Annotated in this window: 14 protein-coding genes and 1 pseudogene; 5 read left to right on the forward strand and 10 right to left on the reverse strand. The window is 64.4% G+C overall.

Going from position 1 to position 14,451, the window contains the following annotated elements; translation table 11 throughout:
• Positions 1 to 452 (forward strand): annotated as a pseudogene (locus ACS0VV_RS00005) (hypothetical protein); the annotation flags it as partial.
• Positions 453 to 628: 176 nt separating this feature from the next.
• Positions 629 to 3,088, forward strand: a complete 2,460-nt coding sequence (locus tag ACS0VV_RS00010) for a ligase-associated DNA damage response DEXH box helicase (RefSeq protein ID WP_483530703.1) — start codon at positions 629 to 631, stop codon at positions 3,086 to 3,088.
• A 15-nt stretch (positions 3,089 to 3,103) separates the two neighbouring features.
• Here ACS0VV_RS00010 and ACS0VV_RS00015 read toward each other — a convergent pair whose 3' ends face one another.
• The 5 genes from ACS0VV_RS00015 to ACS0VV_RS00035 all read right to left on the reverse strand — a co-directional run bounded on the left by ACS0VV_RS00015 (position 3,104) and on the right by ACS0VV_RS00035 (position 6,302).
• Positions 3,104 to 3,547, reverse strand: coding sequence for an ExbD/TolR family protein (locus tag ACS0VV_RS00015; protein WP_483530704.1), 444 nt, complete (start codon positions 3,545 to 3,547; stop codon positions 3,104 to 3,106).
• A 152-nt stretch (positions 3,548 to 3,699) separates the two neighbouring features.
• Positions 3,700 to 4,161: an ExbD/TolR family protein gene (locus ACS0VV_RS00020; protein ID WP_483530705.1), complete on the reverse strand. Its 462-nt coding sequence runs from the start codon at positions 4,159 to 4,161 to the stop codon at positions 3,700 to 3,702.
• Between the two features lie 41 nt (positions 4,162 to 4,202).
• A complete protein-coding gene (locus ACS0VV_RS00025) occupies positions 4,203 to 4,742 on the reverse strand; it encodes an ExbD/TolR family protein (protein ID WP_483530706.1) in 540 nt (179 codons plus the stop codon).
• Between the two features lie 79 nt (positions 4,743 to 4,821).
• Positions 4,822 to 5,592, reverse strand: coding sequence for a MotA/TolQ/ExbB proton channel family protein (locus ACS0VV_RS00030; protein ID WP_483530707.1), 771 nt, complete (start codon positions 5,590 to 5,592; stop codon positions 4,822 to 4,824).
• Between the two features lie 35 nt (positions 5,593 to 5,627).
• Positions 5,628 to 6,302, reverse strand: coding sequence for an energy transducer TonB (locus ACS0VV_RS00035; protein WP_483530708.1), 675 nt, complete (start codon positions 6,300 to 6,302; stop codon positions 5,628 to 5,630).
• A gap of 340 nt (positions 6,303 to 6,642) precedes the next feature.
• Between ACS0VV_RS00035 and ACS0VV_RS00040 the strand changes: the two genes are divergently transcribed.
• Together ACS0VV_RS00040 and ACS0VV_RS00045 are read left to right on the forward strand one after the other, a co-directional pair.
• The gene (locus tag ACS0VV_RS00040; protein ID WP_483530709.1) at positions 6,643 to 7,542 is read left to right on the forward strand and encodes a hypothetical protein; all 900 of its coding nucleotides are present in this window, start codon (positions 6,643 to 6,645) and stop codon (positions 7,540 to 7,542) included.
• Positions 7,543 to 7,614: 72 nt separating this feature from the next.
• The gene (locus ACS0VV_RS00045; protein ID WP_483530710.1) at positions 7,615 to 8,919 is read left to right on the forward strand and encodes a homoserine dehydrogenase; all 1,305 of its coding nucleotides are present in this window, start codon (positions 7,615 to 7,617) and stop codon (positions 8,917 to 8,919) included.
• Here ACS0VV_RS00045 and ACS0VV_RS00050 read toward each other — a convergent pair.
• On the reverse strand, positions 8,882 to 9,286 hold the full coding sequence (locus ACS0VV_RS00050; RefSeq protein WP_483530711.1) for a hypothetical protein: 405 nt from the start codon (positions 9,284 to 9,286) through the stop codon (positions 8,882 to 8,884). The genes ACS0VV_RS00045 and ACS0VV_RS00050 overlap by 38 nt on opposite strands.
• Before the next feature lie 47 nt (positions 9,287 to 9,333).
• Positions 9,334 to 9,771: a hypothetical protein gene (locus ACS0VV_RS00055; protein WP_483530712.1), complete on the reverse strand. Its 438-nt coding sequence runs from the start codon at positions 9,769 to 9,771 to the stop codon at positions 9,334 to 9,336.
• A 130-nt stretch (positions 9,772 to 9,901) separates the two neighbouring features.
• Between ACS0VV_RS00055 and glpX the strand changes: the two genes are divergently transcribed.
• On the forward strand, positions 9,902 to 10,891 hold the full coding sequence (gene glpX, locus ACS0VV_RS00060; protein WP_483530713.1) for a class II fructose-bisphosphatase: 990 nt from the start codon (positions 9,902 to 9,904) through the stop codon (positions 10,889 to 10,891).
• Here glpX and ACS0VV_RS00065 read toward each other — a convergent pair.
• From ACS0VV_RS00065 to ACS0VV_RS00075, 3 genes are read right to left on the reverse strand one after another with little or no spacing between them, the layout of a single operon-like run.
• Entirely contained in the window at positions 10,888 to 11,307 is a 420-nt protein-coding gene (locus tag ACS0VV_RS00065; RefSeq protein ID WP_483530714.1) for a hypothetical protein, read from the reverse strand. The two genes, glpX and ACS0VV_RS00065, sit on opposite strands and share 4 nt — an antisense overlap.
• Before the next feature lie 3 nt (positions 11,308 to 11,310).
• Complete coding sequence (locus tag ACS0VV_RS00070; protein ID WP_483530715.1) at positions 11,311 to 11,613, reverse strand: hypothetical protein; 303 nt, start codon at positions 11,611 to 11,613, stop codon at positions 11,311 to 11,313.
• Between the two features lie 21 nt (positions 11,614 to 11,634).
• Positions 11,635 to 14,391: an autotransporter outer membrane beta-barrel domain-containing protein gene (locus ACS0VV_RS00075; protein WP_483530716.1), complete on the reverse strand. Its 2,757-nt coding sequence runs from the start codon at positions 14,389 to 14,391 to the stop codon at positions 11,635 to 11,637.
• Between the last annotated feature and the right edge of the window lie 60 nt (positions 14,392 to 14,451).

Here is a 14,451-nt window from a genome sequence, read left to right on the forward strand (position 1 = left end):
CCGAACCCGAACCCGAACCCGAACCCGAACCCGAACCCGAACCCGAACCCGAACCGGAGCCGGTCGCGCCGCCGCCGCAGGTGACGGTGCGGTTCGGGGAAAAGGCGGCGCCCGCATCCGCGCCTGCCGCGCCGGTCGCTCCCCCTCTACCGGCGGTTGACGCCGAGCGGCAGGAGGACCGATCTTACGCGCCGGGCGGGCGCTATGCCGATCCGACCGATTTTCTCGACACGATGCCGCCCGACGATCCGGAGGCGGTCCGCCCCGGCGATCCTTGGAGCGCGGAGCCGGTTTACGACAGGCAGTATTCGCCGATCGAGGACCGCGATCCGCCCCGCCCGCAGGACAGCGACTTCTTTGTCGACTTCCTGCGCCGCTATCCGCCGCAGCAATACGCGGTCTGGTGGCTTGGCGGGCTCTTCCTCCTGTTGGGCTTTTGTACCGGTACCTGACAATTGGGCGGAAGGTGCGGTGCTTTCCTACAGATCGCCGGTATGCGACAAGGCGTCATGCTTTCACGCCGCCACTTCCTCGAAACCAGCGGAATCGCGGGCGAAATGCGGGTCGCAGTTTTTGCCCCAGGACTGTGTAACAGGTGTAACAGGTTCGCCTTTGCGGAGGCCTCCTGATGAGCGGCGCGGGTGTCCCTCCGGAGATCGACGCGTGGTTCTCAGGCCGCGGCTGGCGGGTGCGGCGGCATCAGGCGGAGATGCTGGCAGCGGCGGATAGCGGCAAGCACGCCATGCTGGTGGCGGATACCGGCGCGGGCAAGACGCTGGCGGGCTTCCTGCCGACGCTCGCTGCCTTCACGCCCTCGCGGCTGAAAGGTGAGGCTCCGCCCGACGGCCTGCACACGCTGTATGTCTCGCCGCTGAAAGCGCTCGCCGCCGATGTGCAGCGCAATCTGCTCACCCCGATCGAGGACATGGGCCTGCCGATCAGCGTCGAGACGCGCAGCGGCGACACCTCCTCGGACAAGAAGAAGCGCCAGCGCAGCACGCCGCCCAACGTGCTGCTGACCACGCCCGAAAGCCTCTCGCTGCTGCTGAGCTACCCTGAGAGCTTCGATCTGTTCGCAGGGCTGAAACGCGTGGTGGTCGACGAAATCCACGCCTTCGCCACGCAGAAACGCGGCGATTTGCTCGCGCTCTCGCTCAGCCGCTTGCAGGCGATTGCGCCCGGTATGCAGCGTGCCGCGCTGTCCGCGACAGTTGCCGATCCGCAAGGGTTTGCCGCCTGGATAGCGCCGTGGGGCGACATGGATTCGGTCGAGTTGGTAGAGGGTGAGAAGGGGGCCGAGCCGCAGGTCGAGATCCTGCTGCCCGAGGAAGAGCGCGTCCCGTGGGGTGGGCACGCGGCGACATGGTCGATTGGCCAGCTCTATCAGCGGATCAAGGAGAACCGCACCACGCTCGTCTTCACCAATACCCGCTTTCTCGCCGAGTACATCTTCCAGAACCTGTGGGACGCGAATGACGACAATCTGCCCATCGGCATCCACCACGGCTCGCTCTCCAAAGAGGCACGGCGCAAGGTGGAAGCGGCGATGGCGGAGGGGAAGCTGCGTGCTTTGGTGTGCACCGCCAGCCTCGATCTGGGGATAGACTGGGGGGATATCGATCTGGTGGTGCAGATGGGCGCGCCCAAGGGATCTTCGCGCTTGTTGCAGCGGATTGGCCGTGCCAACCACCGGCTCGACTGCCCCAGCCGCGCACTGCTGGTGCCGGGCAACCGGTTCGAATTTCTGGAGGCGACCGCCGCCTTGGAAGCGGTCGAAGAAGGCCAACGCGACGGCGAGGATTTCCGCCCCGGCGGTCTGGACGTGCTCGCCCAGCACGTGATGGGCTGCGCCTGTGCTGCGCCGTTTGGCGAGGCGGAGCTGCTGCGCGAAGTGCGCTCCTGCTGGCCCTATGCGCAGGTGGACGAGGCGACGTGGAGCCGTGTGCTGGAGTTCGTCGCCACCGGCGGATATGCGCTCAAGGCCTATGACAAGTTCAAGCGGATTACCCGCGATGGCGAGGGCGTGTGGCGGCTCACCCATCCCGAAAAGGCGTATCAGCACCGCATGAATGCGGGGATCATCGTCGATTCCGAAATGCTCGAAGTGCGCTTCCGCAATGGCCGCTCGCTCGGCAAGGTGGAGGAACGTTTTGCCGCCTCACTGCGCCCCGGAGACACGTTCCAGTTCGCGGGCGTGAATGTCGAAGTCGAGCAATTGAAGGATATGGAGCTGATCGTCCGCGCTTCGGCCAAGTCGGCGATGATCCCCTCCTATGGCGGGCTGCGCCTGCCGCTCACCACGCATCTGGCGCAGCGGGTGCGCGGCCTGCTCACCGACCGTGCGGGCTGGGCGCGCTTTCCCGATGATGTGCGCGAATGGCTGGAAGTGCAGGACTGGCGGAGCAAGCTGCCGGGGCCGGACAATCTGCTGGTGGAGAGCTTCCCGCGTGCGCAAAAGCACTACACCGTGTTCTACACGTTCACCGGCTGGAACGCGAACCAGTCGCTGGGGATGCTGATTACCTCGCGCATGGAGGCGCTGGGGATGATGCCGGGCGGGTTTGTGGCGAATGACTACTCGCTCGCCGTGTGGAGCCTTAGGCCGGTCGACGATCCGCGCCCGCTGCTCTCGCCCGACATCTTGACCGAGGAGTTCATCGACTGGGTGCAGGACAGCCACTTGCTGCGCCGCGCCTTCCGCGAGGTGGCAGTGATCGGCGGGCTGGTGGAGCGGCAGCATCCGGGCAAGCGCAAGAGCGGGCGGCAGGTGACCTTCAGCACCGACCTCATCTACGATGTCCTGCGCAAATACGAGCCCGACCATGTGCTGATCGAGGCGGCGTGGCAGGATGCGCGCGCGCGGATGACCGATATCGGGCGGCTGGGCGATCTGCTCGATACCGCGGCGGAGCGGCTGGAACACGTGGTGCTGGACCGCGTGAGCCCGCTCGCCGTGCCGGTGATGACAATGATCGGACGCGAGGCGGTGCCGCAAGGCGGCGCGGATGACGAACTGCTACTGGAGGCGGAGACGCTGGCGGGCGAAGCGATGCGGGTGGACGGATTACCGGAGGGGCTGGGCGACTAGACCACGTGCACCCCGCTACTCGGCATCAAACTGGCGGTATTGCTCGTTGCCGTTGAAGCTGAAGCCTTTGACATTGGCCTCGCCCGCCAGATGGATCACCTGCACCGCGTCGTTATAGCTGGTATTGGCGTCGGGCTGGAAGCTGATCACCGGTTCCGCCGGATCGGCCGCCGCGTAGGCGAGGCGCGCTTCGAGTTCGGGGCGGTCCACCGCCTCGCCGTTCCACAGCACCGTGCCGGCGGGCGTCATGGTGAGCGCGATTTGCCGGTCAGGAGCAACGCCACCGTCGCTTGGGCTCGGCAAGTCGACTTCGACCTGATGCGTCGCAATCGGGATGGCGAGTATGAGCATCACCAGCAGCACCAGCAAGACATCGATCAGCGGGGTGATGTTGAGCTCGCGCATGGGTGCGGGCGTGGTGGAATAGCGCTGTTCCAGCAGGCGGGACTTGATAGCCATGATTGCATTCTCCCGATAATGTTATGACATAACATCATGCATCAGGGAGTTTGTCAAACGGCCTTTGCGCACCAGGCCAATCCACCCCACCGGTTCCAGCCACAAAAAAGGGCAGCCGAAGCTGCCCTTTCTCGTTTCGATAAGGTCAAGACCTATTCGCTGTCGGGAATGCCCGGGCAGCCGCCGCAGTCGAACTGGCGGTATTGCTCGTTGCCGACAAAGCCGAACTTCGTCGCGCCCGAATTCTTGATGACCGTCAGCACGCGGGCCGAGAGGTCATAGCTGGCATTGGCCATCGGTTCGAACTGCAATTCCGGTTCGACCGGCAGAGCGAGCGATTGCTGCAGATTGAACATCAGCCCTTCCTGGTCGAGCGGTTCGCCGTTCCACAGGATCAGATTGTCCTCGGTAATCACCACCTTGTTGGTGATGGGATCAACCTCGGGCTGGTTCGGGTTCGGGTTGGGGGCCGGCAGATCGATATTGATCGCGTGGGTCGCGACGGGGATCGTGATGATGAACATGATGAGGAGAACGAGCAGGACGTCGATCAACGGCGTCATGTTCATTTCCATCATCGGTGAGCCATCATCGCTGCCACCTGACATTGCCATGGGTGCGTACTCCTAAACTAAATGGTCGCCGGTCCGCGGCCTTACGGGCCGTTGGGATCCACCGGGTTCGAAATGAAGGCGATGGTCGGATAACCGGCGGCCTGCACGTTGAAGATCGTACCTGCCACACAGCGCCACGGGGCTTCCACGTCGGCGCGGATATGCACCTGCGGAATGGCGTCGGGATCGTTCACGATCGCCTCTGCACCGCCCGGATAGTTCTGCACGATATTGTCGAGCCGCTCGAACGCAGCATCATACAATTCGGCCGAATCGACCAGCGTGGTGTTGTTGAAGAACACCCGGCATTCGCCGCCACGGAAGGCACCCGAATAACCCGAACGGATCGTTCCCGGGGTACGGCCTTCGGCGTCGGTCGTGGTGACCGTGATAAGCAGGTTCTCGACCTTGTCGTCCGACTCGATCGTCTCGATGATCGGGATTTCCAGCTTTTCCACCGTCTGGATGGCGACCGGAACCGCGATCAGGAAGATGATGAGCAACACCAGCATGACGTCCACGAGTGGCGTCGTGTTGATGTCGGACATCGGCGTCTCTTCGCCGCCCAAACTGATTGCCATTGTCTCGTCCTATCTCACGTAATCAGGGAAGCGGCGGGCGCCAGCATGAGAAGCGCCCGCCCTTTCATGTGTGGACCGATCAGGCCTTCTTGGCCGGAGCGGCGGCAGCCGGAGCAGCCTTGGCCGGAGCAGCGGCAGGAGCCTGCACAGCGGGCTTGACCTGACCGTTAGAGGTGATGTTCGCCTGCAGATCGGTCGAGAAGCCCGAGAGCATCGCCGCGATGCGACGGTTGCGCGACTGCAGGTAGTTGTAAGCGAACACGGCAGGCACGGCGACCAGCAGACCGATAGCGGTCATGATCAGTGCTTCACCCACGGGGCCGGCAACCTGGTCGATCGAGGCCGAACCGGTGGCACCGATCTTGATGAGCGCGCGGTAGATCCCGATCACGGTGCCGAGCAGGCCGACGAAGGGAGCGGTCGCACCCACGGTGGCGAGGAAGGGCAGGCCACCGGCGAGCGATGCGTTGATCGAGGCTTCCGAACGGGCCAGCGTGCCGTGCAGCCAATCGTGCGATTCGAGGCTGTCATGCATCTTGGCCGATTCGTCGCCGGCACGGATGCCGTCATCGACCAGCTGGCGCCACGCCGAGTTCTTGTCGAACTTCGTAGCGCCTTCCTTCAGCGAGCCAGCGCGCCAGAAAGCGGCACGGTTGGTGCGATATTCCTTCATCACCTTGTTCTGTTCGAAATACTTGGTGATGAGAATGTAGAACGAGCCGACCGACATAATGATCATGACGGCAAGGATGCTCCAAGCGACGGGGCCGCCTTCTTCCATGGCTTCCCAGAAGCCGAAGTTTTGGGTCGGCGCTTCGGTGGCCGCACTGGTGAGAAGTTCGATAAGCATGCTGTGTGTGTCCTCTTCCTAGAGAAATGCGGTAATTAGTTGATCTGGTAAACGATGGTCGTCGACCACGTCGCGGTTGTCGGGTTGCCATCGCGATCCAGCGCCGGGGTAAAGCGGGCAAACCGGGTCAGGTCGTTACACGCCGCCTCATCCAGAATCGGATCAGCCGGACGGGTGACGCGGCAGCTCGCGACGCGGCCATTGGTGCCCACGGTCACCGTGACGCCCACGTTGCCCTGGATCTCGCGCCGGAGGGCACGCGACGGATAGTTCTCGATGATCCGGCGGGTCCAGCTCTGCTGCCCGTCGGGCGCCAGCGCACGCGAACGGTCAACCGTTGGCGGCGGCGGCGGCGGGGGCGGCGGAGGTGGCGGCGGCGGGCCGGGCGGCGGACCAGGAGGCGGCACACGCGTCGGCGGCGGACCCGGAGGCGGCGGCGTATCAGACGTCGGCGTATCCGGCGGGCGCTGGTTAAGGTCGATCGGCACCGGCGGCACATATTGCGGCGGCGGCACGGTCTCGGGCATTTCTTCCGGTGGCGGCGGTTCTTCCTCCGGCTCCGGCGGTTCTGGTTCGTCAATATCCACCGTCGTCACCCGCTCCATCACCTTTTCGACCGCCGAATAGGCCAGGCCGGTGATCAGCATATAGCCGATGCCGATGTGGATAAGGGCAACGATGATAATCGCGATCATGCGACTACCGCTCATCTCTTGGTCAGCGTAAGCCATCCAGTCCCTTCACTCCGTTTTCAACGCCGGTAAACCGGCTTTCGCAACTCGCAAGGTTACTTCCCTGCCAGCCGCAGCGAATTGTTGTCCAGCGATATTTCTGCCGGATGCTCAACGGGCCGCGACACTTTTTGTGCCCGTTTGGCCACAGGCTTGTTATTTTATGATTGTCTGGACCTGCAACACGAGGCCTTAACGATTGCGAAGGATATGGGCAAACCCTTTATCGGTTCATTTGCGATTCACGTGCAATTCCCATCGCTTGTAGGGTGCAGCTGTGCCATGGCGGCACGAGGTTTTTACAGGCAGAGGTTCCGGCATGATCGATCCGCGCGCATTTTTCCCGCCTACGGTACTACTCCGTGGCATCGCTACGGGAATGGCCGGATTGCTGCTGGCCAGCTGCGCGACCGCGCTGCCGGGGCAGACGCGCGGCGAATCGGCACCCGTTTCGTACGAACTGCGGCCGGGCGAGGACCCGACCTATGCCGATCTGGTGACTTTCGCTCTCGGGGCCGATCTGGTGGCGATCGTCACCATCGAAGACCAGCGCACCTTCCCGCCGGAGCGGGCGATGGATGTGCCGGTTTCGCGCGCCCGACTGTATATCGAATCCGCCACCCGCAACCTGCTCGCCGCCAATGGCGGGATCGGCGGAGCGCTTGTTTTTGTTACCGATATCGATCGCGAGCCGGACGGCGATGTGCCCGATATCGAGGGGCGCGATTACGTCATTTTCGCCGACCAGGTGCCCGGCCGCCCGGGCGAGGTTCAGCTGGTCTCCACCCGCGCCTTCTTCCCCTCTGGGCCTATCATCGAAGCGCGGGTGCGCCGTGTCTTGCGCCAGCTCGCCGCCGCCGATGCGCCGCCGGCGATTACCGGTGTGCGCGACGTGATTTCGGTGGAGGGCAATCTGGCAGGCGAATCGGAGACGCAAATGTTTGTCGAAACCGCGACCCGCGCGCCGATCTCGCTGTCGGTGATTCGCCGCCCCGGCATGGCTCCGCAGTGGGGCGTATCGCTGGGCGAAATCGTCGATAGCGCCGCGCGCCCGCCCGAAGCCGAATCGATTGCCTGGTTTCGCCTCGCCTGTTCGCTGCCGCGCAGCCTGCCAGAAAACGCTTTCCTACAGAGCGATCGCGAATCCAGAGCCCGCGCACAGGCCGACTACGCGTATGTATTAGATCAACTTGGCCCCTGCACCCGCCGTTTCACCTGAAACTTTAATAGAACTGGCCAAGCCCGCGTCCGCTGACTAACGCGCCCGCTCGTTGAGCAATGGAGACGGGACATGGCAGAGCCTTTGCGAATCGCTTTGGCGGGACTTGGCACGGTGGGTGCGGGCGTGATTCGCCTGCTCGCCGCGAATGGCGGCGTGATCGCTGCGCGCGCCGGTCGCGAAATCTCCATTACCGCCGTTTCCGCACGTGATCGCGGCAAGAACCGTGGGGTCGATCTGTCGGGCTTTGCATGGGAAGACGATATGACCGCGCTCGCCGCGCGCGATGATGTCGATGTGGTGGTGGAACTGGTCGGCGGTTCTGACGGCCCCGCGCTGACGCTGGCGCGCAAGACGCTGGCGCAGGGCAAGGCCTTCGTCACCGCCAACAAGGCGATGGTAGCGCATCACGGGCTGGAACTGGCCGCGCTGTCCGAACAGCATGGCGCGCCGATCCGCTACGAAGCGGCGGTCGCGGGGGGCATTCCGGCGATCAAGGGCATCGGCGAGGGAGCGGCGGCCAACCGCATCGAGCGGATTTACGGCATCCTCAACGGCACCTGCAATTACATCCTCTCCGAAATGGAAAGCACCGGCCGCGACTTTGGCGAGGTGCTGGGTGAGGCGCAGGCGCTGGGCTATGCCGAGGCGGATCCGACCTTTGACATCGAAGGCGTCGATGCGGCGCACAAGCTCGCGATCCTCGCGGCGCTGGCGTTCGGCACGAAGCTCGATTTCGCCGCAGTCGATACGTTGGGGATCAGCCGGATCCGCGCCGCCGACATCGCCCAGGCACGCGCGCTGGGCTATGTGATTCGTCTGATCGGGCTCGCCGATTGCACTGATGGCGCTCCGCCGCAGCTTTTCCAGCGCGTCGCCCCCTGCCTTGTCCCGATGGCGCATCCGCTCGCCGGAGTCCGCGGGCCGACCAATGCGGTGGTGGCCGAAGGCAATTTCGCCGGTCGGCTATTGTTCGAAGGCGCGGGCGCGGGCGATGGCCCGACAGCGAGCGCGGTCGTGGCCGATCTGATCGATATCGCGCGCGGCAACACGCCGCCGGCTTTCTCGCTGCCGGTGGGACAGCTGGCCGATTCGGTGCGCGCAGACCCCGCCGGTCGCCGCAATCGCGCCTATTTGCGCTTGATGGTGGCCGACCGGCCCGGCGTGCTGGCCGAAATCACCGCAGCCTTGCGCGATGCCGGCGTGTCCATCGAAAGCCTGATCCAGCAGGGGCGGCAGAATGAAAGCGACGAACCAGTGCTCGTCGCCATGGTGACGCATGAAGGCCCCGAAGGCAGCGTCGCCAAGGCGCTCGACCTGCTCGACGGCTCCCCGAGCCTTAGCGAGCCGCCGCTGGTGATGTGGTTGCTGGGCTGACCTCGGGCTCCGGTTCAGGCTCCGGCGCGGCGGTGACGCGCTCGGCCACCTCGTCAGGAAGAGCGTCGGGAATCCGCGAGAAGTCGACCATTTCCGCCGGGCGCGAATTTCCGCCACCAAATCGTCCGCAAAAAGACAGCAGGTGGTTTTCGCAAGGCGGCGGTTCGAAACCGGGCAGGATACGGATCTGCGGATCGACGGGGCGCGGAATTGGGGAGCGATATTCCTCGGTCTGATTGCGCCGCCCGCAAACGGTGATAACGTTCGGGTCGGTCGTATCCGGGGTGCAAGCTTCATCTTCCGCCGCCGTGATTCTCGGCAAACTGCGCGGAACCTGCGCATCCGTTTCCTGTGCCGCTCCGGCCATCGGCCACACCGCCGCCAGCGTACCCGCTACAATGACACTGCCAGACCTCATTGATCATCCGTCAGATCGATGGGAACCCGCTCGCCCGTTTGCGGGCTTGGTTCTGCAGGCTCCTCTTCGACCGCCGAGACCGCAGCCGCATCTGCCGGATCGAGCGGTTCGGGGAACTGCGTCAGATCGACGATGATCGCGGGCGGAGGGACATAGCCGAAGCGCATACAGCCGGGCGTCCCCAAAGCCGAGGGATTGGTTACCCAGCACGGTGGATCGGTGAGGCCGGGAATGATCGTGCGGTCCGATGCGGTGGGCGCGGGCAGGGGCGAGCGGTAGGCCTCGTCATCCTCCAGCTCGCGGCACACCAGAATGACATTATCTCCGCTCGGCGCGGTATCGCATTGCCTTGTGCGCGGTGTTGTCTCGGTGAGCGGAGGCGCATCTTCCGGCTCCGCCTCCTCCAGCACAGGTCCGTAGGTTTGCTGCGCCATCGCGGCAGAGGAACAGGCCAACCCGACTGCCAATCCTGACGGAATCAACAAAAGCCGGAGCGCTGTTCTCGACATTGACACACCTCCGGCCTAAGCGGGCCGCAAATCGGGCAGAGAGGCTGAATTACCCATGAACTCGACAGGCCAAGACAAGAGCGTGATCGACCGTGTGCTGGTGCTGGAAATGGTGCGTGTGACCGAAAAGGCGGCCATCGCGGCGTCCGACCTGATCGGGCGTGGTGATGAAAAGGCCGCCGATGCCGCCGCCGTCGAAGCGATGCGCCGCGCTTTTGACGAGCTGTATATCGACGGTACCGTGGTGATCGGCGAAGGCGAACGTGACGAAGCGCCCATGCTCTATATCGGCGAAAAGGTTGGCGGCGCGCCGGGCAAGGGGCCGAAGATCGACATCGCGCTCGATCCGCTTGAAGGCACGACCATCACCGCCAAAGCCGGGCCGAACGCGCTCGCCGTGCTGGCAGCAGCGGAAGAGGGCAATCTGCTTAACGCGCCCGATGTGTATATGGACAAGATCGCGGTTGGCCCCGGTTATCCCGAAGACGTGATCAGTCTCGACAAGACGCCGACCGAAAATGTGCAGGCAGTGGCCGCCGCCAAGGGGGTGGAGCCCAAGGACATCATCGTCTGCGTGCTCGACCGGCCGCGCCACGCCGATCTGATCGCCGAATTGCGCGGGCTGGGCTGCGGCGTGGTGCTGATCGGCGATGGCGACGTGGCAGGCGTCATCGCCACCACCGATCAGGATACGACGATCGATATGTATATGGGCCAAGGCGGCGCGCCCGAGGGCGTGCTGGCAGCAGCGGCTTTGCGCTGCGTCGGCGGGCAGTTCAACGGCCGCCTCGTCTTCCGCAATGCCGATGAACGCGCGCGCGCGGCACGATGGGGGATCGAAGATCTCGACCGCATCTACAAGCTCCACGACCTTGCCAAGGGCGACTGCATTTTCGCAGCCACCGGGGTGACCGATGGCTCGCTCTTAAAGGGCGTCAAGCGCAAGAAGCGCGCCAATGGCGAACGCATCCTCACCACCGAAACCGTGGTGATGCGCTCCAGCAGCGGCACCGTGCGCTGGGTGCGCGGCGAGCACCGGATCTAGCTGGCGATCAAGATTACCGCTTCGGCGGGCACCCAGCCCGACAAGCACGGCCCGCGATAGGGCTGGCGCGGATCGACCAGATCGGCAGCTCCGCATTGCGGATCGCCGGTCTGGTCGCCGATCAACGGATTGTGTTCGACGATAATGCCGATCCACGCGCCGTCATCGGTGCCGTCGCACAGCCAGAAGCCTTCGCCCGGGGGCAGGCGATAGACGATCCGCGCCGAGCTGGCGGGTGCTATGCGCACTGGAATAGCCGCGCCCCGCGCCTCGCCCCACGCACCGCACGCATCGAGCGCGTCGCTATTGCCGTAATGTACCGGGACGGGGCCGCTTGCTGTGGCACAGCCGGACAATAGCCAAGCGGTGGCTGCGATAGCGAACACACTGCCACGCCAGTGCAAGCGGCGCGTCATCGCTCAGCCATGGACGAGCATCGCGGTGAAGCCGCCGACCAGCGCGCCAGCGAGATAGGTGGTCACCTTCGCAGAACGGCTCTGCCCGCGCAGGATCAGCACATGGGCAATCGCCGCAGCGATCAGACCATAAACCATTCCGGTACCGAACAATTTGCCCGAATATGCCGCCGCTTCCTCCATGAAACCACGTTCCGGCCCGGGCACCATCAAGGCTGCAAGCGCGCCCCAGACGGCGGCAAACACCGCGCCGCCCCAGCTGCGCCAGCCTGATGAATCCGTGGCAAGTTTGGGTGAGTCATTCATCGCATTTGCTCCTTTCGTGTATCAGAATCCGGTCGAGAAGGTCAGCATTCCGGCGTGGGCGTCCGCGCCAGCGGCAAAGCTGCCGCGATAGGCGAGCGACAGCATGCCCAACCCGCCGATCCGCCAATGTGCGCCCGCATCCAGTTCCACCGCGCTGCCGGGCAGATCGCCCGCCGCCCAGTCAAAGCCGGTGCCGCCGCCCACGAACTGCGCACGCAGCGGGGCTTCGGTATCATTGAGCTCGCCTGCATAGCGCAGCGCCGCGTCGATGCGCCAACCGGGGCGCTCCGCATCCGTATCGGCCCAGCGCAGGCCGAGGCCGATATCGGCGCGGGTCGAATTGAGGCTCTGTTCGGCGAAAGAAATCGCCCCGTCCGTCCCGGTCTCGGCAAACGCACCGACATCGATAGAGGCGAACTGGATACCCGCCAGCGGGGTCAGCACAAATGCGCCGCTGCCCAGATCATAGCCCAGCTCCAGCCGCCCGAAGCTGCTATCGAGACTGGTCGTGCCGGTCGCGGTATCGCCCAGCACGGGGATCGCGCGCGCCGTTTCCGCCTCGCCCCAGCCGAGGCCGAGCGTCGCGTTGAGACGCAGCGGGCCGGTGGGCAGGAAGGCGTAGGCGAAGACGCGGTCGGACGAGAGACTGGCGGTGGAACGCGCGCCGTCATTGGTGAAATCACCGCTCGCATGGTCGTAACCCAGCCCCAAAGCCAGCGCCCCGCTTCCGCCGAGCCGCACTTCGCCGCCAAGCGCAAAACTTGTGCCGTCGCCGTCAAACCCCAGCGCCATGCCTTCTGCATCGTTGGAGCGCGAGAACAGCCCGCCTGTCAGCCACAATTGTACGCGGCCTTCGTCCATGGCATGGCTGGCCGCACGGCTGCGCACATTGGCGAGCAGCGGGTCGACCATGGCGAGGCCGCCCAGCGCGAGCATATTGCTGCTGTCGGGCGCGAAATCGGCAACCGCTGCGGCCAGCGTTTCGACGGTGCTGAACCCGCCGAGCACGGTGGAAACCGCGTTGCCACCGGGCGATCCGCTATCGATCAGGCCCTGCAATGCGCCCGCAAGCGCGGCGGAATTGGGGTCGGCCGGATTGATCGTATCACTGATCGAAAGCAACTGCTCCATGGTGATGCGCAGCGTGTTCCCGCCGATGATCTGCTTCGAGAAATCGAACAGGACGCTGTTGTCGGTAATCGCACCCGAGGCATCGGTGAGGCTGTTGGTAGCGACCGCAACATCGAATGTCCGCCCGTTTACCAACAGATCAAGATCGCGCACGTCGAGGTCGATCACGCTGCCGCTGGCGAAGGTGATGTTGGTCGCGCGGATCTGGCCGTTAAAGGCGGTATTGCCGCTCACCGTGTCGAGCACGAAGCGGGTGGTCGAACCGCTGGTGGCAAGAAAATCATGCGAGACGCCCGTCCCCGCGCCCAGAAACAGGCGGGCGAGCGGATCAAGCACGAGCGTTCCATCAATCGTGGTGGTGCCGCCATCGGCGAAAAACACGCTGTTTTGCGCGCCCGCCACCGCCAGCGTCGCTCCGGCCTGCGTGGTGAAAGCGCCTGCGCCTTCGCCGCCGAAGGTTTCGAAAGAGGCTCCGTTGAAGCGGAGCGTTCCCGATTCGAGAACGATATTCTCGAACCGGAACGTCTGCTGGTTCTGGGTGAAGAGCAAGCCGTCTACGCCGATGAAACGCAGCGTGTCAGCATCAAGCCCGCCGTCGAGCCGGCCATTCATCACCACATTGGCGCCGCGCAGGATTACGGTATCATCGCCGGTGCCGGTCTGGACATCACCATTGATTGTTCCGGCGTTGTCAATCAGCGCCGTCAGGCCGCCGAACTGGATGATATCGCCATTGACTGTGCCGGTGTTGTTTACCTCGAGCACGCCATTGGCGTTTTGCGCGGCATAGATTGCATAGGATCCGAAGGGCCCGGCATTGCCGATGGTGCCGCTGTTATTGATGATGACCTGCGTGCCGGTGGCCGCCGGGTCCTGGTCGAAGATTGCGAGGGCGGCGGGCAGGAAGCCGCCGGTTCCGGTGCTGGTGCGCAGGATTTGCCCGGCATTGTCGACCTGTACCGGCCCGCGTGCATTGCGGAAATAGATGCCGGTGGCAGTGCCGGACACCACTCCTCCGCTGGCGTTGGAGACATAGGTCTCGCCCGTGCCCGAATGGTCAATCGCCACCCCGACCGCGGTGCTCATGATCGATCCGCTATTGATGATGCGCGCATCCGAGGTGCTGGCAAACAGCGCGACCCCGCGCGGGCCGAAGCTGCCGCTGCTGCTTGTCCCGCTGGCCGAAATCGTCCCGGCATTGACCAGTTCCGCCAGTCCGTTCTGCGCGATAAAGCGCGCGCCCATCACATTGGTTCCGGTTGCCGAAATTACGCCGCCTGCGTTGTTGACGATCCGCGCGGTGCCGGTGTTGGACGTCGCCAGCGCGGCCGCATAATCGCTCGATCCGGCGCTGCTGTCGGTGGCAATGGTGCCGTTATTTGTAATCGTCGAGGGGGTGCCCTGCGCGATCACTGTCGTCTGGCCGGAGGAGACGCTCGCCCCTTGCGCCACGGTTACGGTGCGCGCGCCCGCGCCGCTATTGTTGACGGTGGTGTTGGGATTGGGGCCGGTGCATTCCACATCGGTGGCGGTGACAAAGGGGCAATTGGCAAGCGCGGGCGTCGACAGCGCGACACCCATGGCAAGCGCCGAAGCGGTCACGACAAAGCGGAGGGGGCGGCGATGGCCATTGATCGGAAAAAGCACAGGCACGGTCCTTATGGTATGCGTCAGATTGCCCCGTTGTGTGCCCGATCGCGGGGTTTC

This window comes from Aurantiacibacter sp. KMU-128, from assembly GCF_056933515.1.